This window comes from Streptomyces sp. NWU339, assembly GCF_003143855.1.
Taxonomy (GTDB): domain Bacteria; phylum Actinomycetota; class Actinomycetes; order Streptomycetales; family Streptomycetaceae; genus Streptomyces.
Window position 1 is genome coordinate 71697 of record NZ_QFRK01000004.1, and the last position, 25493, is coordinate 97189.

17 protein-coding genes are annotated in these 25493 nt (G+C 72.3%); 6 read left to right on the top strand and 11 right to left on the bottom strand.

Going from position 1 to position 25493, the window contains the following annotated elements:
- The first annotated feature begins 168 nt into the window (after nt 1-168).
- From DIZ27_RS06840 to DIZ27_RS06850, 3 genes are all read left to right on the top strand, one after another.
- Nucleotides 169-1398: a sensor histidine kinase gene (locus DIZ27_RS06840; RefSeq protein WP_109377408.1), complete on the top strand. Its 1230-nt coding sequence runs from the start codon at nt 169-171 to the stop codon at nt 1396-1398.
- On the top strand, nt 1395-2036 hold the full coding sequence (locus tag DIZ27_RS06845) for a response regulator transcription factor (protein ID WP_109377409.1): 642 nt from the start codon (nt 1395-1397) through the stop codon (nt 2034-2036). Before DIZ27_RS06840 ends, DIZ27_RS06845 begins: the two co-directional genes overlap by 4 nt.
- A gap of 226 nt (nt 2037-2262) precedes the next feature.
- The gene (locus DIZ27_RS06850; RefSeq protein WP_109377410.1) at nt 2263-3312 is read left to right on the top strand and encodes a LacI family DNA-binding transcriptional regulator; all 1050 of its coding nucleotides are present in this window, start codon (nt 2263-2265) and stop codon (nt 3310-3312) included.
- Nucleotides 3313-3380: 68 nt separating this feature from the next.
- On the opposite strand, the gene DIZ27_RS06855 is transcribed toward DIZ27_RS06850, so the two are convergent.
- From DIZ27_RS06855 to DIZ27_RS06885, 8 genes are all read right to left on the bottom strand, one after another.
- Nucleotides 3381-4019 (bottom strand): hypothetical protein, encoded by a 639-nt coding sequence (locus DIZ27_RS06855; protein WP_109377411.1) that lies wholly within the window; start codon nt 4017-4019, stop codon nt 3381-3383.
- Nucleotides 4003-5226 (bottom strand): RNA-guided endonuclease TnpB family protein, encoded by a 1224-nt coding sequence (locus DIZ27_RS06860; RefSeq protein ID WP_109377412.1) that lies wholly within the window; start codon nt 5224-5226, stop codon nt 4003-4005. Before DIZ27_RS06860 ends, DIZ27_RS06855 begins: the two co-directional genes overlap by 17 nt.
- Nucleotides 5227-5449: 223 nt before the next feature.
- Complete coding sequence (locus DIZ27_RS46880; RefSeq protein ID WP_258308273.1) at nt 5450-5572, bottom strand: hypothetical protein; 123 nt, start codon at nt 5570-5572, stop codon at nt 5450-5452.
- A 36-nt stretch (nt 5573-5608) separates the two neighbouring features.
- The gene (locus DIZ27_RS06865; protein ID WP_109377413.1) at nt 5609-7834 is read right to left on the bottom strand and encodes a glycoside hydrolase N-terminal domain-containing protein; all 2226 of its coding nucleotides are present in this window, start codon (nt 7832-7834) and stop codon (nt 5609-5611) included.
- The gene (locus DIZ27_RS06870) at nt 7831-9798 is read right to left on the bottom strand and encodes a beta-galactosidase (RefSeq protein WP_109377414.1); all 1968 of its coding nucleotides are present in this window, start codon (nt 9796-9798) and stop codon (nt 7831-7833) included. The genes DIZ27_RS06865 and DIZ27_RS06870 overlap by 4 nt, the downstream gene beginning before the upstream one ends.
- Before the next feature lie 141 nt (nt 9799-9939).
- Entirely contained in the window at nt 9940-10875 is a 936-nt protein-coding gene (locus DIZ27_RS06875) for a carbohydrate ABC transporter permease (RefSeq protein WP_109377415.1), read from the bottom strand.
- Nucleotides 10872-11912 (bottom strand): sugar ABC transporter permease, encoded by a 1041-nt coding sequence (locus DIZ27_RS06880; protein WP_109377416.1) that lies wholly within the window; start codon nt 11910-11912, stop codon nt 10872-10874. Before DIZ27_RS06880 ends, DIZ27_RS06875 begins: the two co-directional genes overlap by 4 nt.
- A 27-nt stretch (nt 11913-11939) precedes the next feature.
- Nucleotides 11940-13637 (bottom strand): extracellular solute-binding protein, encoded by a 1698-nt coding sequence (locus tag DIZ27_RS06885; RefSeq protein ID WP_109377417.1) that lies wholly within the window; start codon nt 13635-13637, stop codon nt 11940-11942.
- 376 nt (nt 13638-14013) lie between these two features.
- On the opposite strand from DIZ27_RS06885, the gene DIZ27_RS06890 reads away from it, so the two are divergent.
- Nucleotides 14014-16878 carry a glycoside hydrolase family 3 C-terminal domain-containing protein gene (locus tag DIZ27_RS06890; RefSeq protein ID WP_109377418.1) on the top strand — a complete coding sequence of 955 codons (2865 nt, stop codon included), beginning with the start codon at nt 14014-14016 and terminating at the stop codon, nt 16876-16878.
- Between the two features lie 133 nt (nt 16879-17011).
- Here the strand turns inward: DIZ27_RS06890 and DIZ27_RS06895 are convergent, their stop codons facing one another.
- The 3 genes from DIZ27_RS06895 to DIZ27_RS06905 all read right to left on the bottom strand — a co-directional run bounded on the left by DIZ27_RS06895 (nt 17012) and on the right by DIZ27_RS06905 (nt 22755).
- Nucleotides 17012-18472 carry an aldehyde dehydrogenase family protein gene (locus DIZ27_RS06895; protein WP_109377419.1) on the bottom strand — a complete coding sequence of 487 codons (1461 nt, stop codon included), beginning with the start codon at nt 18470-18472 and terminating at the stop codon, nt 17012-17014.
- Nucleotides 18473-18684: 212 nt separating this feature from the next.
- Nucleotides 18685-20307 (bottom strand): PucR family transcriptional regulator, encoded by a 1623-nt coding sequence (locus DIZ27_RS06900; RefSeq protein WP_109377420.1) that lies wholly within the window; start codon nt 20305-20307, stop codon nt 18685-18687.
- A 300-nt stretch (nt 20308-20607) separates the two neighbouring features.
- On the bottom strand, nt 20608-22755 hold the full coding sequence (locus tag DIZ27_RS06905; RefSeq protein ID WP_109377421.1) for an ATP-binding protein: 2148 nt from the start codon (nt 22753-22755) through the stop codon (nt 20608-20610).
- Between the two features lie 272 nt (nt 22756-23027).
- Between DIZ27_RS06905 and gabT the strand changes: the two genes are divergently transcribed.
- A complete protein-coding gene (gene gabT, locus DIZ27_RS06910) occupies nt 23028-24362 on the top strand; it encodes a 4-aminobutyrate--2-oxoglutarate transaminase (protein WP_109377422.1) in 1335 nt (444 codons plus the stop codon).
- Nucleotides 24363-24837: 475 nt separating this feature from the next.
- Complete coding sequence (locus DIZ27_RS06920) at nt 24838-25488, top strand: phosphatase PAP2 family protein (RefSeq protein WP_109377624.1); 651 nt, start codon at nt 24838-24840, stop codon at nt 25486-25488.
- Nucleotides 25489-25493 lie beyond the last annotated feature (5 nt).

Sequence of the window (25493 nt, forward strand, 5' to 3'; positions counted from 1 at the left end):
CCCCGGCCTCTGCCCTTTCGATCGGTGGAAGCGGCACGTCCCACCCTCGCGGCACGGCCCGGGTCCGGGCATCGCACACAGGGCCGGACTTTACGAATCGAAGGGTCGGGGCGCGGCTCCACCTTTTGATCGATGCCCGATGAGGGGGTTTTCGTAGGGTGGTGGGTGATGAACGTCCTCACTCCCACCACACGGCCTCTCGCCCGGTGCCTGCATCTGCTCATGGCCGGGCTCCTCGTCCTGACCGCCGCGCGGGCGCTCGTCACGCACGATCCGCGGGCGGGGGCCGTCGTGGCGGTGTCCGCCGCTGTGGCGGGGGCCTACGCGGTCGGCCCGCTGACACCGCTCATGTCCGTCTCCCGCCGGGCCGCCGGGTGGTGGCTCGCGGGGCTGGGCGCGGTCTGGCTGCTGTTGCTGGCGCTGACCCCGGACGCGGTGTGGCTGGCGTTCCCGCTGTACTTCCTCCAACTGCACCTTCTGTCCCGGCGCGGCGGGCTGGTCGCGGTCGCCGCCACCGCCGTCGCCGCGATCACCGCGTTCGCCGTTCATGAGCAGGCCTTCTCCCCCGCCGGGGCGGTCGGGCCCGCGCTGGGGGCGGCCGTCGCGGTCGCCGTGGTGTGGGGGTACCAGGCGCTGTTCCGGGAGAGTGAACAGCGCCGCCGGCTGATCGAGGAGCTCACCGTCACCCGCACCGACCTGGCCACCGCCCAGCACACCGCCGGTGTCCTGGCAGAGCGTGAGCGGCTGGCCCGGGAGATCCACGACACCTTGGCCCAGGGCCTGTCCAGCATCCAGCTCCTGCTGCGCGCCGCCGAACGCGCGCTGCCGAAGCGGCCCGAGGCGGCCGGCGCGCATGTCGTGCAGGCCCGGCAGGCGGCCGTCGACAACCTCGCCGAGGCCCGCCGTTTCGTGGCCGCCCTCAGTCCACCCGCACTGGAGGGCACCACTGTGGCGGGCGCCCTGGAGCGGCTGTGCGCCACCACCAGCGCCCAGCACCCCGTCACGGTCCGCTTCCGCCGTACCGGCACGCCGCTGACGCTGCCCACCGCCGTGGAGGTGGCCCTGCTGCGCATCGCGCAGTCCGCGCTGTCCAACACCGTCCGGCACTCCGGGGCCCGGAGCGGCACGGTCACGCTCTCCTACCTGGACGACGCCGTGGCGCTCGACGTGGTCGACGACGGCACCGGGTTCGATCCCGAGCGCCCGGGGGCCCCTGACCCGGCCGCGGGCGGTTTCGGCATCGCCGGGATGCGGGCCCGCACCCGCGCCCTCGACGGTGCCCTCGCCATCGAGTCGTCACCGGGCCGGGGCACCGCACTGTCCGCCCGCTTCCCCCTCCGGGCCACCGAGGCCGGGAACGAACCCCGGCCCGGGACGGAAGCGAGGTGTGACCGGTGAACGACGCCCCCACCCCCATCCGCATCCTGATCGCCGACGACCACCCGGTGGTCCGCGCGGGCCTGCGCGCCGTCCTGGAGACCGAGCCCGGCTTCAGCATCGTCGGGGCTGCCGCCACAGCCGAGGAGGCCGTGGCCCTCGCGGCGGCCGGCGGGGTCGACGTCGTCCTGATGGACTTGCAGTTCGGCGCCGGGATGACCGGAACGCAGGCCACCGCCGCCATCACGGCCCGCCCCGGAGCGCCCCGCGTGCTGATCGTCACCACCTACGACACCGACGCCGACACCCTCCCGGCCATCGAGGCCGGCGCCACCGGATACCTGCTCAAGGACGCCCCGCCCGAGGAACTGGCCGCCGCCGTCCGTACCGCCGCCGCCGGGCGCACCACTCTCGCGCCGACGGTCGCCGACCGGCTGATGAACCGGCTGCGCACACCGCACGCCGCACTGACCCGGCGCGAGACGGAAGTGCTCTCCCTGGTCGCCGAGGGCCTGTCCAACCAGGCCATCGGCGCGCGGCTGAACCTCACCCAGGCCACCGTGAAGTCACACCTGGCCCACGTCTACGCGAAACTCGACGTGGACTCCCGTACGGCCGCGGTCGCCGCCGCTCTCGCGCTGGGCGTCATCCGCCGCTGAGAGCGGGCCGGGGCCCCCTCGGCGCCGTACCTGGGGGCTCGTGGGAACCTGGCTGGGGCGGGGACGGCTCGTACCCCACTCTCGGCGCGGCGGGAGAGAAATTCCGTCGAAGCGCTTCGACAGCGTATGGACACCCATCCTTGCTGGGGCTACTGTCGAACCGCCCTCACCTGATCCTGTACGTACGGCGCACTGTCGAAGCGCTTCACAACAATGGGAGAGCTGGATGGTCACCCTCGCCGAGGTCGCCCAGCACGCCGGAGTCTCGGCGAGCACGGTGAGCTATGTCCTCAGCGGCAAGCGGTCCATCTCCGCGAACACCCGCCGGCGGGTCGAGGAGAGCATCCGCCGGCTCGGGTACCACCCGAACGCCGGGGCCCGTGCCCTGGCCAGCAGCAGGTCCAACGTCATCGCGCTGATGATCCCGCTGCGTACGGACATGTACGTGCCGGTGATGATGGAGATCGCCATCGCGGTGACCACCACGGCCCGCACCCATGGGTACGACGTGCTGCTGCTCACCGGCGAAGAGGGCCCCGACGCGGTGCGCCGCGTCGCCGGCAGCGGACTCGCCGACGGGATGATCCTGATGGACGTCGAACTCGAGGACGAGCGGCTGCCGTTGTTGCGCGGTGGGAACGCCCCGGGTGGAACGCAGCAGGGAGCACGGGCCGACCAGCCGGCGGTGCTGATCGGGCTGCCCGCCGACACCACCGGCCTGACCTGCGTGGACCTCGACTTCCGGGCCACCGGCGCGCTCTGTGTGGAACATCTGGCGACGCTGGGGCACCGCGACATCGCCGTCATCGGCGAGGCCCCCGCGGTCTACGAACGGCACACCGGCTTCGCCGAGCGCACCCTCGACGGGCTGCGCTCGCAGGCACGGGAGTCGGGGGTGCGGCTGCTGCACCGGCCGTGCGAGGGCGGGTACGACGCGATGGCCGTGACCCTCGCCCGGATCCTCGACGAACGTCCGGGCACCACGGCGTTCGTCGTGCAGAACGAGTCGGCGGTCGAACCGTTGCTCGCCCTGCTGCGGCAGCAGGGGCGGGCCGTGCCGGAGGACGTCTCGGTGGTCGCGATCTGTCCCGAGCAGGTCGCCGTCCAGGCCTCGGTGCGGCTGACCTCGGTCGCCATCCCCGCGCAGGAGATGGGCCGGTACGCCGTGGAGCACCTGGTCGCCAAGCTCGACGGGCGGGGTGACGACGGGGTCGTCCTGATCGCGCCCGAGCTGACGGTACGGGCGAGCTCGGGCCCGGCGCCCGCCCGCGCATAGCCCGCCCCGCCTCGTTCCCGCTCCTCCGCCCGGTGGGCGGCCGGCCGCCCACCGGGCGGAGGCAGGGATCAACTGCTGCTGACCGTCAGGTTGTCGGTGCGGAAGTCCAGGCCGCCGGACGACGAGGTGATCTCGTAGCCGAACTGCACGTCGCCGATGGTCTCGTTGCCCATCCAGCCCTTGGTGTCCTTGATCCAGTCGAGGATCGGCAGGATGTTGACGGTCCCGGAAGTGGAGTTGGACGTGCGCAGGAAAGAGAAGACCTGATTGGCGCCGTTGTCGCCCTTGTAGACGTTCCAGGTGTGGCCGCCGAGGCTGACCGTGCCCTGCGGGCTGCCGAGCGGGCCGACGGGACCGTACTGGTTGACCCAGAGCATGATCTCGTAGTCGTAGTCCGTGTCCCAGATGTCGTACGACGTGTTGTACGCGCCGCGGACGGGACGGATGTTGTAGCTGCTGGTGAGCGAATCAAGTGAGTCAATGGGCTTGTTGACCGCCTTCCGGGCATTCGGGTACGACTTGATCCCGTCGGTGTTGGGGTGGTCGGCCCATGTACCCCAGTTGGTACCGGAGTTGACCCAGACGCACTGGTTGCAGACGCCGGAGCCCCAGATGTTGTTGTAGAGGATTTGGCTTGCTCTCCCTCCTGGAGGAAGGGAGATTCCGGCCTGCTCGCTCGGTGCTGTGCCGCTACGCGGCACGGGCATCGGGCGGGCTTCCGTGGCTTCCTGTTTCTTCGCGCTGTGCCAGAACGGGTTCTGGTCCTACCGGCGCTCGGCAGGCTGTCACCGCCAGTCCGGCGGCCCGTTTCACGTTCTTCGCGGCGTTGTGGTCCCGGTCGTGGACGGTGCCGCAGCCGCTGCAGGTCCATTCCCGCACACCGAGGGGTTTGGGTCCGCTGTTCGTACCGCAGGTGGAGCACACCTGGCTGGTCGGTTCGAACCGGCCGACCTTGACGAGGGTCCGCCCGTACCGGGCCGCCTTGTACTCCAGCATGTTCACGAACTGGGACCAGCCCGCATCGTGCACACTCCTGGCCAGCCGGGTGCGCGCCAGTCCACCCACCGCCAGGTCCTCCACGGCGACCGCTTGGTTCTCGCGGATCAGCTTGGTGGAGAGTTGGTGGTGGAATTCGCGGCGTGCGTCGGCCACCCGTGCGTGCGCCCGGGCTACCTTCCGGCGGGCCTTCTCCCGGTTCCTGGATCCCTTCTGCTTGCGGGACAGCTCCCGCTGGGCCTTCTTGAGCTTCTTCTCCGCGCGGCGCAGGAACCGCGGGCTGTCGATCTTCGTGCCGTCGGAGAGGACCGCGAAGTGCGTCAGGCCGAGGTCGATACCCACGGCCTGGTCACTCGCGGGCATGCGGGCCGCGTCGGCGGCCGGGTCGGTGCCGACGACGAAGGAGGCGAAGTAGCGGCCTGCCGCGTCCTTGATCACGGTCACCGAGGACGGAACGGCCGGCAGGGCGCGCGACCACCTGACCCGTACCTCTCCGATCTTGGGGAGGTTCAGGCGGCCGGTGGGAGTGATCGACCAGCGGGCGTTGGCGGTGAAGCGGATCGACTGCCGGTGGTCCTTGCGGGACTTGAAGCGCGGCGCCCCCACCTTCGGGCCGTTGCGTGTGCCGTTGCGGGAGGCGAAGAAGTTGCGGTAGGCGGCCTCCATGTCCCGCAGGGACTGCTGGAGGAGCACCGCGGACACCTCGCCCAGCCAGGACCGCTCGGGTGTCCGCTTGGCCCGGGTGATCAGCTTCTGGGACAGCGCACCCGCCGTGGGGAAGGGTTCTCCCGCCCTGCGGGCGTCCTCGCGGGCGCGCACCGCGTCGTTGTACACGACGCGGGCGCACCCGAACGCCCTGGCCAGCGCAATGCGTTGACCCGGCCCCGGGTACAGGCGGAAGCTGTACCGAAGCTGCATGCGGTGATCGTACGAACGAGCACCACTCGGCCACCAGGGGGAACATGCGAACGATCACTCCCCGGACGGGGGATGCCGAGCGGAGGGCCGCACAGGGGGAAGCGTTGCCCGGCTCCGACGGATCAGGCCCCGTGACGCTCCGCGTCGGCCATGGTGACACCTGCGCTCTCCTACTCCGCAGGACCGCATCCGTGACACTCCGCGTCACCATGGCAGATTCACTTCACCACCGGCCCAAAGGCCGATGCGCTGTGGCGGGGGCGGAGGCCAGGCCGACGGTGATGCCGAGGGCGAGGGCGGGCGCTGCCAGGACCGTGCCGATCCTGCCCGGGATGCTTGGCGCCATGGGGGTCCTTCCATGGGTGGGGGGGAATCGCTGGGGTCACCGCGCCTTCAGGGTCAGGACGCGGTCTTCGTGGGCGACGAGGTCGAGGCGCTCGGCGCCGTCGGAAGTCCGGAGTTCGATGCGGACGGTGCGGGTGGGGCGCAGCACGGCGGTGGCGCCGTCCGGGGCCCAGGTGAGGTCGAGCGCGGCGCCGAAGCGGGTCCGCACTCCGCGCAACGAGCCGCGCGGGTACGCCGGTGGCGGCGCGGGCAGCAGGACCAGCCGGCCGGGGGTGGACTGCACGAGCGCCTCGATCAGCACGGCGGGGAGGGTGTGGGCGGCGTCGGCGTTGTAGACGTCACGGTGCGGGTAGTGCGCGCTCATCAGCGAATCGTGGAAGAAGTCGCCGTCGAGGACGCGGCCGAGGGCGCTCGCGACCCGGTCGGCGTCGCGGAGGCGGGCGGCGACCAGGGCGTGGTGCAGATGGCCGTGCGCGGAGTCGTTCTCGGGTCCGCGCAGTTCCAGGGCGCGGTGCGCGGCTGCGGCCAGGTCCGGGGTGTCGTAGGGAGTGATCTCGTCCAACGGCCAGACGCCGTAGAGGTGGCTGAGGTGGCGGTGGTCGTAGGAGTCCGTCAGCTCCGGCCGGGCCCATTCGGCGAGCGCCCCGTCGGCGTTGACGCGGTGCTGCGGGATCCGGTCGGCGAGCGCCCGCCAGCGGTCCGCGTGCTCCGGGTGGTACGCGGCGGCGGTCAGCAGGGCGTGCCGGGCCGCGGAGAGGTCCATGGCCGCGTCGACCGCGCCCCAGCCGGCGTTCGCGGGACGGTTCTCGGGCGAGTAGGAGGGGACGACGACCAGTCGGCCCTCGTCGTCGGTGCGGGTGAGGAAGTCCTCGTAGAAGAGAGCGACTTCGGCGAGTGCCGCGGCGGTGCGCGGGTCTCGTCCGCCGTAGGTCTCGTCGTGGTCGACGAGGGGTTTGAGGAGCCAGTCGGCGCCGGCCGTCCACAGGTGGAGGGGGTACTCGCGGCTGAAGTGGTACGAGTGCCCGGACTCGCCGTCGCTGTGCGCGGGCGCGACCACGCCCCGCGTGCCGAAGACCGCGCGGGCGTTGTCCCGCCAGTCGGGCAACTGGCGGTGGATCAGTGCGGCCAGCGCCTCGGTGACCTCGGGGAGGGCGGCGGCAGCGGCGGAGGCCGTCTGGAGGTTGAGGTTGGCGTCGTTGGTGAAGGCTCCGGACCAGGCGGTGTCCCATGCGCCGGTCCACAATCCGGTGAGGCGGGGCGGGAACAGGCCGCAGGCGGACAGCAGGTGGTAGCGGCCGGCCGCGAAGAGGCGTTCGAGCAGCGCGGCGCTGTGCGGTCGGCCCAGCAACGCGGAGCCCGGCAGGGTGCGTTCGGCCGGGTCGGCGGCGAGGTCCAGGGTGACGCGTTCGTAGGCGGTGCGGTGGTGCGGCAGATGGCGGGCCAGGAGGTCGTCGTACGGGTCCGGTCCCTCGCCGAGCAGACCGCGCAGGGCTCGGCCCTCGGCGACCACGTCCGCCTCCCCGGTGTGCCGCCGCACCCGGGTGAGCAGGAGCACGGACCGCGCGCCCTCGACGCGCACTCCCGACGGGGCCGGCGTCGTCGTGCCGCCGGTGACGACGGCCAGGGTGGCGCCGGTGTAGGCGAGGCCGCTGTCCGGGTACCGGGCGCGCAGGCTCAGCAGGGCGCCCTCGGGGGTACGGACGGCGCCGTGGCCGACGCCCAGTGCGGTGGGGGCACCGGGGAGGCGGTGGTCCAGGGTGATGCCGAGGGTGGGCCCCGGGTCCGTGACGTGCTGGACGATGACGTCGTCGGCGCGGGAGACGAAGACGCGCCCGGTCCGACCGGCGCGGGTCGTCTCCGTGACGCCGGTGGCGAAGTCGACCGTGCGGCGGTACCGGGCCCGGTCGTCGCCCCGGTCGTCCCGGTCGTCGTCCGGGCGGCGCAGGCGCACCTGGAAGGCCGGATGGAAGGACCGTACCCACCGGAGCGGGCGGCCGTCGGTGAAGTCCTCGGCGGCGGTCAGGTCGCCGGAGAGCAACCGGTCCTGGAGTGCGGGGAGTTCGTCGGCCAGCCGGGGCGGCAGCCGCTGCTCGTCTCCACCACCGTCCGGGCGGACCAGGGTGTGATGCGTGACGACGACCCGTTCGTCGTCCGGGTCGCCGAACACAAGGGCGCCGTGGTGGCCGTTGCCGCTCAGGAAGCCGTCCTCCCAGCGGGCGGCGGGCCGTGGTTCCCAGGTTCCGTGGACGGGTGTGGTGCTCATGGCCGCAGCACCGCCACTCCGTGGCGGCCGAGGGTGAGCCGGTCGGTCACGGTCGTCTCCGTCAGCACGTCGCGGTGGCTGCCCGGCACGTCGACGGTGACCGGTTCGCGGCCGTGGTTGAGCAGGAACAGCAGCTCGCCCCGGCGCACCGCCTCGACCTGGTCCGGGAGCCCGTCGAGCACCGGCCGCACCCCCGCGCCGGCGGCGATCCGGGTCAGCAGCTCGCGCAGCGCCCCGGGCTCGGGGAGCGTGGAGACGTACCAGGCGCGGCCCTTGCGCAGCACGGCGGGCAGTCCGTCGAGTTCCCCACCCTTGTAGGGCGTCGTCTCGTCGGCGGTGCCGTCGGCCTCCAGTTCCTCGGACCACAGGGTGCCGCGGAAGCCCTCGCACTCGACGGTCTCCCCCGCCTCCAGCGGCCACCACTCGTGCAGGGTGCGGATGCCGAAGAGTTCCCGCAGCCGGGCGTCCATGCCGCCGGGCCGCACCCGGTCGTCCTCGTCGGCGATGCCCGTCAGGAAGCCGCAGACGAGGGTGCCGCCCCCGCTCACGTACGCCAGGAGGTTCTCCACGGCCGCGTCGGTGAGGAGGTAGAGCTGCGGGACGACGACCAGCGGGTGGGCGGACAGGTCGTGTTCGGGGTGGGCGAAGTCGGCGGTGAGGTGGGCCTGCCACAGGGCGCGGTGCCAGGCGCGGAGCACGCCGGGGTGGTCGACCTCGTGGGACGGCCGGGCCTCCTGGTCGCCGGCCCACCAGGAGTGCCAGTCGTGCAGCACGGCGACCTCGGCGGCGCGGTGCCGGCCGGCCACGTGCGGGGCGATCCGCGCCAGGTCCGCGCCGAGCCGTGCGACCTCCTGGTACGTACGGCCCTGCTCACCCGCGTGGCTCACCATCCCGGAGTGGAACTTCTCCGCGCCCTGCCGGGACTGGCGCCACTGGAAGTAGCAGACGGCGTCCGCGCCGCGCGCCACGGCCTGCAGGGACCACAGCCGGTTGAGGCCGCGGGGCTTGGGGTGGTTCACCCCGCGCCAGTCGACCGGTCCGGCCGCCTGCTCCATGAGCATCCAGGGGCCGCGTGCCTGGGAGCGCGTCATGTCCTGGACCAGGGCGCCCTCCTGCGCGCCGAAGGGATCGCGCGGGTCGGGGTAGAGGTCGACGGAGACGACGTCCTCCTCCTCGGCCCAGCGCCAGGCGTCCTGCCCCGCCCACAACGGCATGAAGTTGGTGGTGACCGGGAGGTGCGGGGTGTGCCGGCGGACGATGTCGCGTTCGGCGGTGTAACACTCCAGGAGCATGTCGGAGGTGAACCGCTTGAAGTCCAGCACCTGGGTGGGGTTCTTCAGGTAGTGCGGGCGGCGGGGTGGCAGGACCTCGGCCCAGTCGCCGTAGCCCTGGCTCCAGAACGCGGTGCCCCAGGCGGTGTTGAGGCCTTCGAGGGTGCCGTACCGGTCCCGGAGCCAGTCGCGGAAGCGGGCGGCGGCCCGGTCGCCCCAGTCGTAGGTGCAGTACTCGTTGTTGATGTGCCACATGGTCAGGGCGGGGTGGCCGGCGTAGCGGACGGCCAGGTCCTCGGTGATGGCGGCGGCATGGCGGCGGTAGGTGGCACTGGAGTGCGAGAAGTGCTGTCTGCCGCCCCACCCTTCGGTCCGGCCGTCCTCGTCGCGGGGCAGGGTGTCCGGATGGAGGTGCCCCATCCAGGGCGGCGGCGAGGCGGTCGGGGTGGCGAGGACGACGCCGATGCCGGACGCGTGCATGAGGTCCATCAGCCGGTCCAGCCAGCCGAAGGCCCGTGCGCCCGGGCGGGGTTCGAGCTTGGACCAGGAAAAGACGCCGAGTGTCACGGAGTTGACGCCGGCCTGTCGCATCAGGCGGACGTCCTCGGGCCAGGTCTCCTCGGGCCACTGCTCCGGGTTGTAGTCGCCGCCGTAGAGGATGCGCCCGCGGGTGGCGTCGCTCAGGCCGGGCATCAGCCGCGCTCCCGGAGCGGGGCGGGGGACGTACGGGGTGTGCGGGACGCGTGCATGGTCCACCTCGTTCTGCGGGGGTCGGGGTGAAGGGGCCGGGCGAAGGGATGAGGGGTGACCGGAGAGCACACGGTCCCCGGCCCGTCAGCCCTTCACGGCGCCGGTGAGCATGCCCTTCTTGAAGTGCTTCTGGACGAAGGGGGACAGCACGGCGACGGGCAGCAGGGCGATCACCATCACGGCCATCTGCACGGCCAGGCCCGACAGTTCCCCCGTCTTGATGGCCTGGCCGAGGCCGACGGGCGCCTCCTGCTTCTGGACGAGCTGGATCATGACGTTCTGCAGCGGCAGCATGGTCTGGTCGTTGAGGTACAGCGAGGCGTTGAACCAGGCACTCCAATAGCCGACGGCGTAGAAGAGCGTGATCACGGCGATCACCGCGCGGGACAGCGGCATGACGATCTGCCACAGGATGCGGAAGTCGCCCGCCCCGTCGATGCGGGCGCTGTCGACGAGCTCCTGCGAGATGTTCATGAAGAAGCCGCGCAGCACGAGGATGTTGAAGACGCTCACGGCACTGGGCAGGATCAGCGCCAGGTAGCTGTCGGTCAGCCCGAGGGTCTGCACCAGCAGATACGTCGGAATGAGGCCGGCGCTGAAGAACATGGTCGCCAGCAGCGTCATGAGGATCCAGCGGTGGCCCAGCGAATCGGTGCGCGACAGACCGTAGGCACACAGCACGGACACGGTCATCGAGAACAGGGTGCCGACCAGGGTGACTCCGACGCTGACGAGCGCGGCCCGGGTGACCTGGCCGCCGCTGAGCAGTTCCTGGTAGGCGATGAAGGTGATGTCCTGGGGCACCATCACCAGGCCGCCCGCCTCGTCGATGGTCCTGCGGGTGGACAGGCTGGTGACGATCACGATCCACAGCGGGAAGACGATCGCCAGGCAGGCGAGGACCAGGACGATCCCCTTGCCCGCGAGCCCCGCCCTGCCGGGCTCCTCCTCCCACACCGGGCGGAGCGGGGCGGACCGGCGTCCGGGCCGGCGCGCGGGTTCGTCGATCACGGCGGTCACTTCTTGTACACCCCCTGCTCGCCCATGAGACGGGCCACCTTGTTCGCGGCGAGGACGAGGCCGAGGCTGACCACGCCCTTGATGAGGCCGACGGCCGCCGCGTAGCCGAAGTCCTGGTTGCGCACGCCGTTCCACCACACGAAGGTGTCGAGCACCTCCGCCGCCCCGGGACCGACGGCGTCGCGTTGCAACAGGATCTGCTCGAAGCCGACGGTGAGCGCGTCGCCCACCCGCAGCACCAGCAGCAGGGCGATCACGGGCCGCAGCGCGGGCAGGGTGACGTGCCACATCCGGCGCCGGCGGTTGGCGCCGTCCATGGCGGCGGCCTCGTACAGGTCGGGGCTCACCGAGGCCAGGGCGGCGAGGAAGACGATGATTCCCCACCCGGCGTCCTTCCACACGCTCTGCGCGGTGATCAGGAACACGAAGGTGTCGGGGTTGGTCATGACCTCCAGGCCGTCGTGACCGTTCTGGCGCAGCAGTTGCGAGAAGATCCCCGCGCCGCCGAACAGCTGCTGGAAGACGGCGATGACCAGGACCCAGGAGAAGAAGTGCGGCAGGTACAGGATGGCCTGGGCGACGGCCCGCACGCGGGGTCTGATCACACTGTTGATGAGCAGCGCGAGCAGGATCGGGATCGGGAAGTACAGCACGAGCTGGAGGAAGAAGATCACCAGGGTGTTCTTCAAGGCGTTCCAGAACGCCGGGTCCTCGACGATCCGCCGGAAGTTCTCCAGTCCCACGAACGGGCTGTTCAGCATCGAGACGACGCCGTTGTCGCTGATGTAGGGGTCGTACTCCTGGAAGGCGACGACGTTGCCGAGGATCGGCAGGTAGTTGAAGACCAGGACCAGCGCCACGGCCGGCAGGGCCATCAGCAGCAGGACGCGGTCGCGCCGGTATCTGAGCCGCAGGCTCGGCCTTCCCCGGCGCGGTGCTTTCCGGGGGCGGGCGGTGCCGGCTCCACCGGAGGTCACCGGTTCCGGGACCGGCGTGGTGGCCTCGGCTTCGCTCCGAGGCACCGTGCTGTGCGACACGGCGGTTCTCCTTGCCTCGGTACGGGGTCAGCCGGCCGCCGGGCCGTTCTCGTCGAGGATCTTCCGGTACCAGTCGCGCAGCCTGTCCCCGCCCTTGCTCCTCCAGTCGGAGACGGCCTGCTGCATGTCCCCGATCTTCTTGCGGCCCCGGATGATGTCGTCCTCCAACTGCTCGAAGTCGTTGGAGAGGTTGGTCCAGCGGGAGGGTTCGGTGATCTGCATGCCGTAGAAGGCCGACTTCCTGGTGAACGCGCCCATCCGCTGCTGCCACTCGACCTGGCCCTTGGCGACCTCGGGGAAGTCGGGGTGGGCGATGGTCGCGGCGGGGCTCGCGATCATCACGTAGGCGTTCATCACGTCGATGTTGCCCTGGTCGGTCTTGGCGGGCACGCCGTCCTTGACGGCGTAGTGGGTGCCCTCCACGCCGTAGTTGGTGAGCATGTACTCCTTGGTGCCGTACGGCGCGGCGGTGACGTTGGCGACGGCCAGCACGTCACGGATCACCGCCTTCGACGCCTTCTTGTTGACGAAGGCGAAGATGCCGGCCGGGTTCTTGGCCCACAGGGTGGGGTCGCCGCCGTCGTGGCCGAACACGTCCATCCCCCAGATCTTGAACTCCGGGTTCTGATTGGCCTGTTCAGCGGTGCGGCTCCACCACTGCGAGGAGTCCTGGTTGTAGATCAGGAACTCGCCGGCGGCGAACTTGGGTCCGGGGTCGGTCGCGTTGCTCTTGCCCAGTTCGGCATCGGGGTGCACGACGCCGGCCGCGAACAGCTTGCGCGTCCACTCCAGGGCTTCGAGGTACTCGTCGGTCTCTATGCGGTAGAGCAGCTTGCCGTCGACCTGGTTCCAGCCGAGCGACTTCTCCTCTCCGGAGAGCACCCCGAAGGCGTTGAAGGCGGTCCACTTCATGTCCAGGCAGGCCCAGCGCTTGGCCCTGGCATTCGTGGCGTCCTTGGCCAGCGCCATGAACTCGTCGCAGGAGCGGGGCACTTCGTACCCCTCCTTCTCGAAGATGTCCTGGCGGTAGAGCGGCACGATGCCGGTGACGTACGAGGACGGCATGGGCAGGCCACGCAGCTCGCCGCCGAAGATGGACCGCTGCCAGGCGTCGGTGGGGATCGCCGCGAGGTTCGGGTAGTCCTTGACCGCGTCGCCGGAGAGGTACGGGCCGAGGTCGGCGAACTTGCCGATGACGGCGCTGGGGATCTTGCCCGTCATGTTCCAGCCGGGCACGACCACCACGTCGGGCACGTCGCTGGAGGCGAGGACCGCGCCGAGCTTCTGGTCGTAGGTGTTGCCGTCCTGGTTCTGCCAGACCACGTCGACGCCGATGAGGTCGTTCATCGCCTTGTAGTAGGCGTTGCCGTCCTTGGGCGGTGAGCCCCAGAACGGCGACATGACGGTGACCTCGCCCCCCTTGCCGAGCTTCTCGGGCACCGAGGTCTTCAGACCGGCGAGGTCGAGCTTGGCGGTGAAGCCGACCGCGGAACCGTTCCTGCTGGGGATGTCGGGGGTGACCACGTCGCTCGCCACGTATGCCGGCAGCAGCTTCCTGGCGTCCTTGCCCGACGTGGTGCCCTCCCGCGAGCCTCCGTCCGAACCACCGCACGCGGCGAGCAGCGGCATTCCCCCCGCCACCGCCGCGGTGGCGACCGCCGTGGAGGCGAGGAAGCTTCTCCGGCTGGGCCCGGCGGAGGATGTGGAGGCGGCGTTCGGCGTCATTGCGTCAACCCTTCATGGCGCACCAGGACATCCGGCGGTGGCCGTCGGCTGCGGTGTCTTCACTGGAACTGGCTGAGCCGAAGCGGTCGTTCGGAGGAAACGTGCCGGGGAGGTGGCCCCGTAATCGAAGCGCTTCGATGTTGGTGCGAGGTTAAGTGAACGACCAAGGGTGCACAAGAGTCGCTTCCAAGATTCCTCGGAGGCATGGCACCGACCCGACGGGCCGCAACTCATGGGAGCTCGCCGTGGAATGCCCGGGATGCACCGCGGGACGCCCGATCCGGCGCTCCCGCGTCCTTGACACCCGCCCCTGCCCGGAATCAGCATCGAAGCGCTTCGAAAGTGCCTCGCCGCTCCACCGCAAGGGGACTTCCACGTGACCGCACACACGCCGCCCACCCCGCCGTTCCGCGATCCGCTTCTGCCGCTCGCGAAGCGCGTCGACGACCTGTTGTCGCGGCTCACCCTCGACGAGAGGATCAAAGCCCTGCACCAGTTCGCACCCGCTGTCGAGCGCCTCGGCATCGCCGCCTTCCGCACCGGCCAGGAGGCGTTGCACGGCGTCGCCTGGATGGGCCCGGCGACGGTGTTCCCGCAGGCGGTCGGGATGGGGGCGACCTGGAACCCCGGGCTGGTGCGCCGGGTGGGCGAGGCGGTGTCCCGGGAGGCCCGCGCGATGCGCGCCCGGGACGAGCGGGTCGGCCTCAACGTCTGGGCCCCGACCGTCAACCTGCTGCGCCACCCCCTGTGGGGCCGCAACGAGGAGGGCTACTCGGAGGACCCCCGGCTCACCTCGGCGATCGCCACCGCCTACACCCGCGGCCTGCGCGGCGACCATCCGGTGTACTGGCGCACGGCCCCGGTGCTCAAGCACTGGCTCGCGCACAACAACGAGACGGACCGGGACACCACCTCCAGCTCGGTCCGCCCGCGCGTGCTGCACGAGTACGACCTGCGCGCCTTCCGCGACACCGTCGGGGCGGGCGCGGTGGCCGGGGTGATGCCGGCCTACAACCTGGTCAACGGCCGCCCGAACCACGTCTCGCCGTATCTGCGCGAGCAGTTGCGCAGCTGGACCGACCAGGAACTGCTGGTCTGCTCCGACGCCGGCGCTCCCTCCAACCTGGTGGACTCCGAGCACTACTTCGACACCCACGAGGAGGCCGTCGCGGCCTCGCTGCGGGCCGGCGTGGACAGTTTCACCGACCACGGCACGGACAGCTCGGTCATCGTGGGGCGCCTCGAATCGGCCTTGCGGAAAGGGCTGTTGACGGAAGCCGACATCGACACCGCCGTTCTCCGGCAGCTCTCGGTGCGCCTGCGGCTCGGCGAGTTCGACCAGGACCCGCCCGCCGAGGAGCACACCTTCGACACCCCGGAGCACCGGGCCCTCGCGCAGGAGGCCGCCGAGCAGGCGGTCGTCCTGCTCAAGAACGACGGCCTGCTGCCGCTGGCTCCGGCGGGCACCCGTGTCGCCGTCGTCGGCCTGCTCGCGGACGAGTGCAAGCTCGACTGGTACAGCGGCACCCTCATCCACCGCTCCACTCCGCTGGAGGGGCTCTACGAGCGGTTCGGCGCCGAGCAGGTGGAGTTCGCGGAGGGCGTGGACCGGGTACTGCTGCGGACCTCCGCCGGCACGCTCCTGCACGTCCCGCCGGCACCCGACACCCCCGACGCGGCGCCCGGCACCGAGGGCGCGCTGGACCCGGCGCTGCTCGCGGGCCGCACCGACCTGGCCCCGCTCACCGCCGGCCCGGACGGCACCGAACTCGCCCTGGCCGACTGGGGCGGAGGCCTGCTGACCCTGCGTGCCCCCGACGGCCGGTACCTCTCGGTCGCCGAGGACGGCTACCTCCGCGCCTCCGCCGACCAGCCGGGCGGCTGGATCGTGCGGGAGACGTTCCGGCTGGAACCGCACGGTGACGGTCACCTCCTTCGGCACATGGGAACAGGACGCCATGTACTGGTCGCCGCCGACGGCGTGAAGGTTGCCGCACAGGACGCGGCCGACGAGCCGGGCCCCGAGGTCTTCGGGGTGATCGTCACCGAGCACGGCGAGGAGACGGTGGCGCGGGCCGCGGCACGGGCCGGCGCGGTCGTGGTGGTCGCCGGCAACGATCCGCACATCAACGGCCGGGAGACCGAGGACCGTACGACGCTCCGGCTGCCCGCCCAGCAGGAGCTGCTGCTGCGCGCGGCCCGCGCCGCCAACGAGAACACGGTGCTGGCGCTGGTCTCCGCCTACCCCTACGCGGTCGATCCGACGGACCTGCCGGCGGTGCTCTGGACCGCGCACGGCGGTCAGGCCGCGGGCACCGCGCTGGCCCGCGTGCTCGCCGGTGACGTCTCCCCCGCCGGCCGGCTGCCGCAGACCTGGTACGCCGACGACACCGATCTGCCCGGCCTCCTCGACTACGACGTGATCGGCTCCCGCCAGACCTATCTGTACTTCGAGGGCACGCCGTTGTTCCCCTTCGGCCACGGCCTCTCCTACGCGACCTTCGCCTACGGCGAGCTGACGGCCCGCGTCGGGCCGGAGGCGGTGCGCGTCTCCTTCACGGTCACCAACACCGGTGCGGTTCCGGCCGACGAAGTGGCCCAGCTCTACACGCGGGCCGTGGACCCGTCGGTGCCGCGTCCGCGCCGCGAGCTGGTGGCCCACCGGAGGCTGACCCTCGCACCCGGCGAGACGGCCGAGGCCACCTTCGAAGTCCCCCTGTCCGCCTTCGCGTTCTGGGACGTCGCGGTGGGCCGGTGGCGGGTGGAACCGGGCCGGTACGAGCTGCTGGCCGGTGCCTCCAGCGAGGACGTCCGGCAGCGGACCGCCCTCACCCTCGACGGCGAACCCGGCGTCCCCCGCGCGGTCCTCGAACGCGGCCTGGACGCGGCGGACTTCGACGAGCAGAGCGGCACCGAGATCGTCGACCGGACCAGGGAGTCGGGCGACGCGGTGACACCGGTGGCCGGGCAGTCGGGCGAGCTGCTCTTCCGCCGCTGCGACTTCGGGAGCGGAGTGACGGAGGTGACCGTCGAGGTGTCCGGCGGGGGCACCGCCGAACTGTCCCTCGACGGCGGCCCGGTGCTCGCCACGCTGTCCCCGCGGACACCTACGTCCGGCCCGTACGACTACGTCACGCTCGGCGCGTCCATCGCCGTCGACGGCGTGCACGGCGTACAGGACCTGCGCCTGGGACTGCGCGGCCCGCTGCGGCTCGCGCGGGTCGGCTTCCTCTCCGGTTGAGGGTCCGGGGGCGGCCGACGCGAAGAGGGGCCCGGCGCCGGAGGACATCGGTGCCGGGCCCCTTCGGACGACGGGCGCGCGTCCCCGCGGAGTCAGCCGGGAACGGTTGTCGAGAACCTGGGGCCGGTCCGCCTCACAGGGCGAGGCCGGTCAGCACCAGCACCCGCTCGTAGGTGTAGTCGTCCATCGCGAACTTCACGCCCTCGCGGCCCACACCGGACTGCTTCGCACCGCCGTACGGCATCTGGTCGGCACGGTAGGAGGGCACGTCGCCGACGACCACGCCGCCGACCTCCAGGGCGCGGTGGGCCCGGAAGGCGGCCTGCAGGTCGTGGGTGAACACCCCTGCCTGGAGGCCGTACTTGGAGTCGTTGACGGCGGCGAAGGCCGCGGCCTCGCCGTCCACCTTCTGCACGGTCAGGACGGGCCCGAAGACCTCCTCGCAGGAGATCGTCACATCGGCCGGGACGTCGGTGAGCACGGTCGGCGCGTAGGAGGCGCCGTCGCGCTTGCCCCCGGTGAGCAGGGTGGCACCGGCGTCGACGGCCTCCTGCACCCACGCCTCGACGCGCTCGGCGGCGGCCTGGCTGACCAGCGGGCCGACGTCGGTGGCGTCGTCGGCCGGGTCGCCGGTGACCTGGGCCTCCACGGCGGCGACGATGCGCGGCAGCAGCCGGTCGTAGACGGAGGCGTCCGCGATGACCCGCTGCACGGAGATGCAGGACTGGCCGCCCTGGTAGTTGGAGAAGGTCGCGATGCGGCTCGCCGCCCGGTCCAGGTCCTCGTCGCTCGCCCAGTCGGCGAGGACGACGGCCGCGCCGTTGCCGCCGAGCTCCAGGGTGCAGTGCTTGCGCGGCACCGAGTCCATGATCGCGTAGCCGACCTGCTCGGAACCGGTGAAGGAGATCACCGGCAGCCGCTCGTCCTGGACGAGGGCGGGCATACGGTCGTTGGGGACCGGGAGGATGCTCCAGGAACCGGCCGGCAGCTCGGTCTCGGCGAGCAGCTCACCGATGAGCAGTCCGGACAGCGGGGTCGCCGGGGCGGGCTTGAGGACGATGGGGGTACCGGCGGCGACGGCCGGGGCGATCTTGTGGGCACACAGGTTCAGCGGGAAGTTGAACGGTGCGATGCCCAGCACGACGCCCTTGGGGAACCGCCGGGTGAGGGCGAGCCGCCCCTGGCCGCCGGCGTCGGTGTCGAGCCGCTGGGCCTCGCCGCCGTTGAACCGGCGGGCCTCCTCCGCGGCGAACCGGAACACGGACACGGCCCGGCCGACCTCGCCGCGCGCCCACTTGATCGGCTTGCCGTTCTCGGCGGAGATCAGCCGGGCGATCTCCTCGGTGCGCTCCACGAGCCGCCGACCGACGTGGTCGAGGGCGGCGGCGCGGACGTGGGCGGGGGTGGCGGCGAACTCGTCCCGTACGGCGTACGCGGCGGCCACGGCCTCCTCGACCTGGGCGTCGGACGGCACGCTCACGGTGCCGACGACCCGGCCGTCCCACGGAGAGGTGACGTCGAAGGCAGCCTCGCCGGTGGCCTGACGGCCGGCGAGCCAGAAGGCGTGGGTGGCTGCCGATTCTTCCTTTGGCATGGCGAGTCCCGGCCCTTCCGCGTTGGGGGTGGTTGCTTGGCTTGCTGGATCCACGGTAGGGCCGGGGTGACAGCGGGTCGTTTGTCCGAGTCGTAGCAGTCGGCCGCCGACGCGCGCCGCTTTGGCAGATCGGTCCTCGGCATGCCCGCCGCACCCGGCACCGGCCCTGCCTCCCGGCCCGTCGTCGGTCGTCAGTCCTCAGCCGTCAGCCGTCAGTCGGGCGAGGTCGCCTTCAGGGCCAGCCACAGTTCCATGCGTACGTCCGGGTCGTCCAGGGAGCGGCCGAGGATCTCCTCGACGCGGCGCATGCGGTAACGCAGGGTGTGGCGGTGCACGCCGAGGTCGGCCGCCGCGGCGTCCCACTGCCCGTGCCGGGAGAGCCAGGCACGCACCGAGGCGACGAGGTCGCCGCGTCCGGTCGCGTCGTGTTCGTAGAGGGGCCGCAACAGCCCGTCGGCGAACGCCCGGACCGCGTCGTCGGCGAGCAGCGGCACCACGGACCCGGCGGCCATCTGCTCGTGCTCCACCAGCACCCGCCCCCGACGCCGCGCCACCGACAGTGCCTGCCCGGCCTGCTTGTAGGCGGCGGACGCGGCGATGGGGCCGGCCGGCGCGGACAGGCCCACGACCAACTCGTCCTCGTCGGCGCCGACCAGGGGCTCGTGGGCTCCCCCACCGCTCCGTACCGCTTCCAGGCCGGCCGCGTGATCGCAGCACGCGGCCACCGCCGCGCCGCCGTCGGCGGCCAGCACCACCAGCCGCTCCCGCTCCGGCACCACCAGGACCGCCTCGCCGGAGCGGGCGGCGGCCGATTCCACGGCCTCCGCCAGGGCACCGAGGGCGTCGCCGTTCGGGTCGCCCTGGGCACGGGCGGCGGGTGCCGCTCCCGTCTCGGCCACGATGATCCGGAAAGGCGCGTCCAGGAGGCCCCCGTACAGGTCTCCGGCCACCGCGCGGGCGTGGTCGGGCTCCCCGGCGAGCAGCATGCGCAGTACGGCGGCGCCGATCCGCTGTTCGGCCGCGCGCAGGGAGCCGGAGCGTTCCGTGGTCAGGGTGAGCAGCGCGACGGCGGAGTGGACGGCGTACCGCTGGGCGGTGCCGAGCGCGGCGGCCGTGCCCACGGCGAGCGCGGCCCGGGGGCGCCGGCCGGTGCCGAGGGAGTGCAGTTCGACCCGGTCGTCGATCTCCGGGTTCTCCGGCCCGGCCACCACCGACGAGGCGGGCGCGGGTCGCTCCCGCAGCCGCCGCACGTCTTCCGTGAGCCGTGCCGCGCGCCTGCCCGCCCACTCCGGTGCCGCGGCGACCACGGCGCCCGAGGCGTCGTACAGCGCGGTCCATCCCTCGACCTGGGAGGCGAGCGCGGTCAGCAGCCCCTCGGGTCCGCCGGCCAGCCCCTGCTTGGTCAGCTCCCGCTGGGCCGCGAACCCCGCGGTCACCGCGCGGTACTGGTCGGCGGCGATGGCGGCGGAGACGGCCTTGCTGATCGCGAGGAAGGGGGTGCGGCGCGGCACCTCCAGCAGCGGCAGCCCCTCCTTCCTCGCCGCGTCCACGAGCGCCTCGGGGATGTCCTCGTAGTGGACGCCGACGGCGAAGCCGAGCCCGACGACACCCGCCCCCACCAGGCGTTTCACATAGCGGCGCATCGCCGCCGGATCCTCCGCGTCCAGCTTCAGGGCGGTGATCAGCAGCAGTTCCCCGCCCTCCATGTAGGGCACGGGGTCGGCCAGCTCACTGGCATGCGCCCAGCGGACCGGCACATCGAGGCCGTCCTCGCCCGCACGCACGGTCAGCTTGAGCGTGGAGTGGTGGACGAGCGAAGCGAGCGTCGGGGGCATGGGGCCTTCAGGTCGGCGGAGATCGGCGGGTCCGGCGATCGGAGGAGCCGATATTCGGTGATCGGGCATGCGCGTGGTCGGGGCCGGGAGGGCTGACGAGGCGGTTGACGCGGAGGAAGCAGATAACACGGGCATCAGGGCATCTGGTGAGCGTTGTGGATTTTTGGCCGCCGCGTATGAACGACCTATGTCGATTCTGCCCCACCGTACGGTCACGGCGTCACCGCATGCCGGGACGGTTCGCTCACCGACTCGCTCACTCCTGGCCCGCAGGACCGGGCTGCCCCGGGCAGCCCCGGCTCAGCCCCGCAGGTTCACCAGCAGCGGTGGCGCGTGCTCGCCCTTGACGTCGGTCAGGGAGAGCACCGCGTGCCCCGCCGGCATCGCGTGCGCCAGTTCGGACGCGGACCACCGCTCCCGTTCGACCTGTCGCACGGTGACGGCCCGCGCGGTCGGCGCCTTGCCGGTGATGGCCCGCCGCACCGCGTGCCAGGCCTTGCCCGCGGGGCTGTCCGCGATGATCTGCCGGTCGGTGACGTCCCGGGCCTCGGTCCACTCCTTGCCCCACACCTCGGCGAAGTCCTGCCCGTCCCACGGGGTGAGCCCGGCCAGCGCCATCCTGCACCCGACGGTCCCGAGCAGCGGTCCGCGCAGCGGCCTCGCCACGTCGTCCAGGGTGCGCAGGGTGAGCACCGCCCCGGCGTTGGCCGACCGCAGCCGCTGGATGCCGCGCACGGCCTCGGGGGTGATCACGCCGGTCGCGTCGTCCAGCACCAGGCAGGCGAACAGGGACCTGTCCTCCCGTACCGTCACGCTCGCCGTGAACTGCGCCAGCACCAGCCGCGCCAGCACCCGCGAGGCGTCGGCGTGGCCCCGCTCGGGCAGGTCGACACGGATCCGCACCGGGTGGTCCAGCGCCTTGAGGCTGAACGGCCGGGACTGTCCGGCGGTGGCTGGGCTCTTGGCGGCCGTGCTTTTGAAAAACGTGGCGAAGGCCGGCCGGTCCAGCAGTGCCACCCGGTCGGCGAGGACCCCGCCCACATCGCCCGGGTGTGCCATCTGCCGTTCCCGGGCGTCGAGTTCGCGCAGCAGCGACTCCTGCCCCGTCTCCGTCAGGCCCTGGCGCAGCGCGGCCAGCGGGCCGGGCGAGCCGTCGAGCAGCCCGCGCAGTTCCGGAACGGAGGGGAAGCGGCCGTGCACCGCGTGGAAGGGGCCGAGGAGCTGGGCGAGGACGGTGGTGGCGCGCCGGCTGTCGCTGCCGGGGTGCGGGTCGGCCAGGTCACCGGCCAGCGCCTCGGCGAGTACCGCGGCGGCCTCGTCGGGGTCGGTGGTCCCGCCGTACAGGTCGAGGTCGTACTCGGAGTCGGGGTTGCCGATCCGCACCACGACGTCGTACGCGTCGGCCGGGCCGATTCCCGCTCCCGCGGCGCCGACGACGACCACGGCGGCCCGTCCGGCGAGCGCGTGCAGGCACAGCGATTCGGCGAGCGGCCGGACGACACCGCCGGTCTTGCCGGAGCCGGCCGGTCCGACCGCGAGCAGGGAGGTGCCGAGCAGTTCGGGGCCGAGCGCGAGGCCGGCGCCCCGGTAGGCGTACGGGTTGCGGACGTCGTCGGCGGCGGTGCCGATCCGCACCTGCCCGGTGACCAGGTCGTGCCGGGCCTGCCGGACGGGCAGGTCGCGCGCGCCGGACGGGTGCGGGCAGGCGGCGGCGCCGTGGTTGAGTACCGCGCTCGTGAAGGTGGCGAGGGGGTGCCGGCCGGTGCGTACGCCCTGCCAGGCGCGGGCGATGCGGGCGTGGTCGACGTCCCGCATCAGCCCCGCGCGCGCGTCGGCGGCGAGCCGCTCCGCGGCGTCCGCCGCGCCCGCGGCACGCAGGGCGGGCCAGGTGGCGGGGTCGGCCTCGGGAGCGGGTGGGCGCCCGCTCTCCGGGGGTGTGCGGCGCCATGCGGGCGGTCCGTAGCGGCGCCAGACCTCGCCCCAGCGGCCGAGCCGCCCCACGCCGATCATGAGGGCGCCCGCGATCAGCAGGTAGTAGGCGTAGACGACCACGACGGCGCCGAAGCTGTGGGGTTCGGCCCAGGAGTCGGGGATCATCGCGTAGAGCGGCAGCAGCCACCAGCCGCCGAGGTACCCGTTCCACAGCAGCGACCAGATCAGCCAGCCCACGAGGAACGCGATCAGGGCCCCGCTCAGCAGCTGCCGCCCCGGGATCCGCTCCGGTTCCTCCTCCGGGCGCGGCCGGTGTCCGAACCGCCACACCCCGGGCGCCGCCTCCGGGCGGGGCGTGCGCAGCCAGGTCAGGAACGCCGACCCGTCCGGCAGTGGCGGCATGCCCGGCGCCCTGGCCGGCCTCGGGGGCACCGAGGGCACCTCCGGTGGCCCCGCAGGGCGTGGCACGGGGTTCGCATGCGTGCTCCGAGCGTCCTGCGTCCCGTCGCTGTCCATCGCCCTTGCCCCCTGACCAGCCGCGCCGTTCACCGTCAGCGAGTCAATCTAACGCCCCGGCAGGACGAGTCCACCGTTCACCCGGTCGGGTCGCGCCACGGTGGAGGGCCGGCCGCACCGAGCCCCCGCCGTGTCCCGCGCCGCCGCTATGTCCACCACGGACAATCCGGCCCCCGGAACAACGCCCACATGGAGCATGCCCAGCTCCTCCTCCCCGTCCTAGCCTGCGAGAAAAGAAACCACATGTCCGTTGCACCCCCCAGGAGCCCCGCATGACCGCACTTCCGCAGGAGCGCCGCGTCGTCACCGCCATCCCCGGCCCGAAGTCGCAGGAGCTGCAGGCCCGTCGTACCGCCGCGGTCGCGCAGGGCGTGGGCTCGGTGCTGCCCGTGTTCGCCGCACGGGCGGACGGCGGGATCATCGAGGACGTCGACGGCAACCGGCTGATCGACTTCGGCTCGGGCATCGCGGTGACCTCCGTCGGCGCCTCCGCCGAGGCCGTCGTCCGCCGTGCCTCCGCCCAGCTCGCCGACTTCACGCACACGTGCTTCATGGTCACGCCGTACGAGGGGTACGTGGCCGTGGCCGAGGCGCTCGCCGAGCTGACGCCCGGCGACCACGCCAAGAAGTCGGCGCTGTTCAACAGCGGTGCTGAGGCCGTCGAGAACGCCGTCAAGATCGCGCGTGCCTACACCAAGCGTCAGGCGGTCGTGGTCTTCGACCACGGCTACCACGGCCGCACCAACCTCACCATGGCACTGACCTCGAAGAACATGCCGTACAAGCACGGCTTCGGCCCGTTCGCCCCCGAGGTGTACCGCGTCCCGGTGGCCTACGGCTACCGCTGGCCGACCGGCGCCGAGAACGCGGGTCCGGAGGCCGCCGCGCAGGCGATCGACCAGATCTCCAAGCAGGTCGGCGCGGACAACGTGGCCGCGATCATCATCGAGCCGGTGCTCGGCGAGGGCGGCTTCATCGAGCCGGCGAAGGGCTTCCTGCCCGCGATCAGCAAGTTCGCCCAGGACAACGGCATCGTTTTCGTGGCGGACGAGATCCAGTCCGGCTTCTGCCGCACCGGCCAGTGGTTCGCCTGCGAGGACGAGGGCATCGTCCCGGACCTGATCACCACGGCGAAGGGCATCGCCGGCGGCCTCCCGCTGGCCGCCGTCACCGGCCGCGCCGAGATCATGGACGCCGCGCACTCGGGCGGCCTCGGCGGCACCTACGGCGGCAACCCGGTGGCCTGCGCGGGCGCGCTCGGCTCCATCGAGACGATGAAGGAGCTGGACCTCAACGCCAAGGCGAAGAACATCGAGGCGATCATGAAGGCCCGCCTCACCGCCATGGCCGAGAAGTTCGACATCATCGGCGACGTCCGCGGCCGCGGCGCGATGATCGCCATCGAGCTGGTCAAGGACCGTACGACCAAGGAGCCGAACCCGGAGGCGACCGCCGCCCTTGCCAAGGCCTGCCACGCCGAGGGCCTGCTGGTCCTGACCTGTGGCACCTACGGCAACGTGCTGCGCTTCCTGCCGCCGCTGGTCATCGGCGAGGACCTGCTGAACGAGGGCCTGAACATCATCGAGCAGGCGTTCGCACGCGTCTGATCAGGCGTTCGCGCACATCCGGACCGCCGCAGGAGCGGGTGGGCCGCCCCGGATTCCCCCCACCGGGGCGGCCGGCGGCAGAGCGTGTGAAGAACGTGTGCGGGGTGGATGGCAGGTGCCCGTTGGCCCTGTCGCGGGCCCACCCCCTGCCGTAGGTTCTACCGAGATGAGAGACACACCCGCTCACAGGGGACTGTGAACGGTTCGGGCCGAGGCCTCCCCAGCTTCGACCTGGTCGTGCCCTCGCGCACACAACCGGAACCTCCGGATTCCGGGTCTCCTCACCGATCGGACGGTCGCCCGCCCCAAACCCCCCGGGGCGCGCGACGTTCCGGTCCGGACGGCCGCCCGCGCCTCACGGACGGCGGGCCGTTCCACGAAGGGCCAGTGCTCACCCCCCCTGCACTGGCCCTTCGGCCTGTCACGACACACCGTCCTTCGGCCCGTACCGGCCCCGCCTGCGAAGCTGTGCACCATGCTGCTGCTCGGACCGCCCGTTCTCCTCTTCGCGCTGATCACCTGGCAGATCGTCGTCGACGGCCCCCTGGTGGGCCTGGACGAGCGGCTGAGCGGGGCCCTCGTGCATCCGGACCGGGCCTCCGAGGTGCTCGCCGACCTCGGCAACGTCGAGGTGGCCGTGCCCGCCCTGGTGATCGCCCTGGGGTACGCCGCGTGGCACGGGCGTGCCGCGGGTACGGACCGCTGGTGGCTGGCACCCTCCGCCGGAGGCGTGGCGATGGTCCTGGTGCCGGTGCTCGTCGTGCCCCTGAAGGCGTGGACCGACCGCCCCGGCACCCCGGCCGTGCCCCCGGCGGTCGGCTACTACCCCTCCGGACACACCGTCACCGCGGTCGTGGCGTACGGCGCGGCGGCCCTGCTCCTCCTTCCGCTGCTGCGCTCGGCGGCGGTCCGTCGCGCGCTCGTGCTGCTCTGTGCCGCCCTCGTCGCCGCCGTCTCCTTCGGTCTGGTGCGCCGGGGCTACCACTGGCCGCTGGACGTGGCGGCCGGCTGGTGCCTGGGCGCGGTCCTGCTGATCTGCCTGTCACTGCTGGTCGGCCGTCCGGTCGGCGGGGACAGCCGGCCGCGGTCCGCCGGAGTTCCCGACGCCGGACCCGGCTCCCGCTGAGGGGC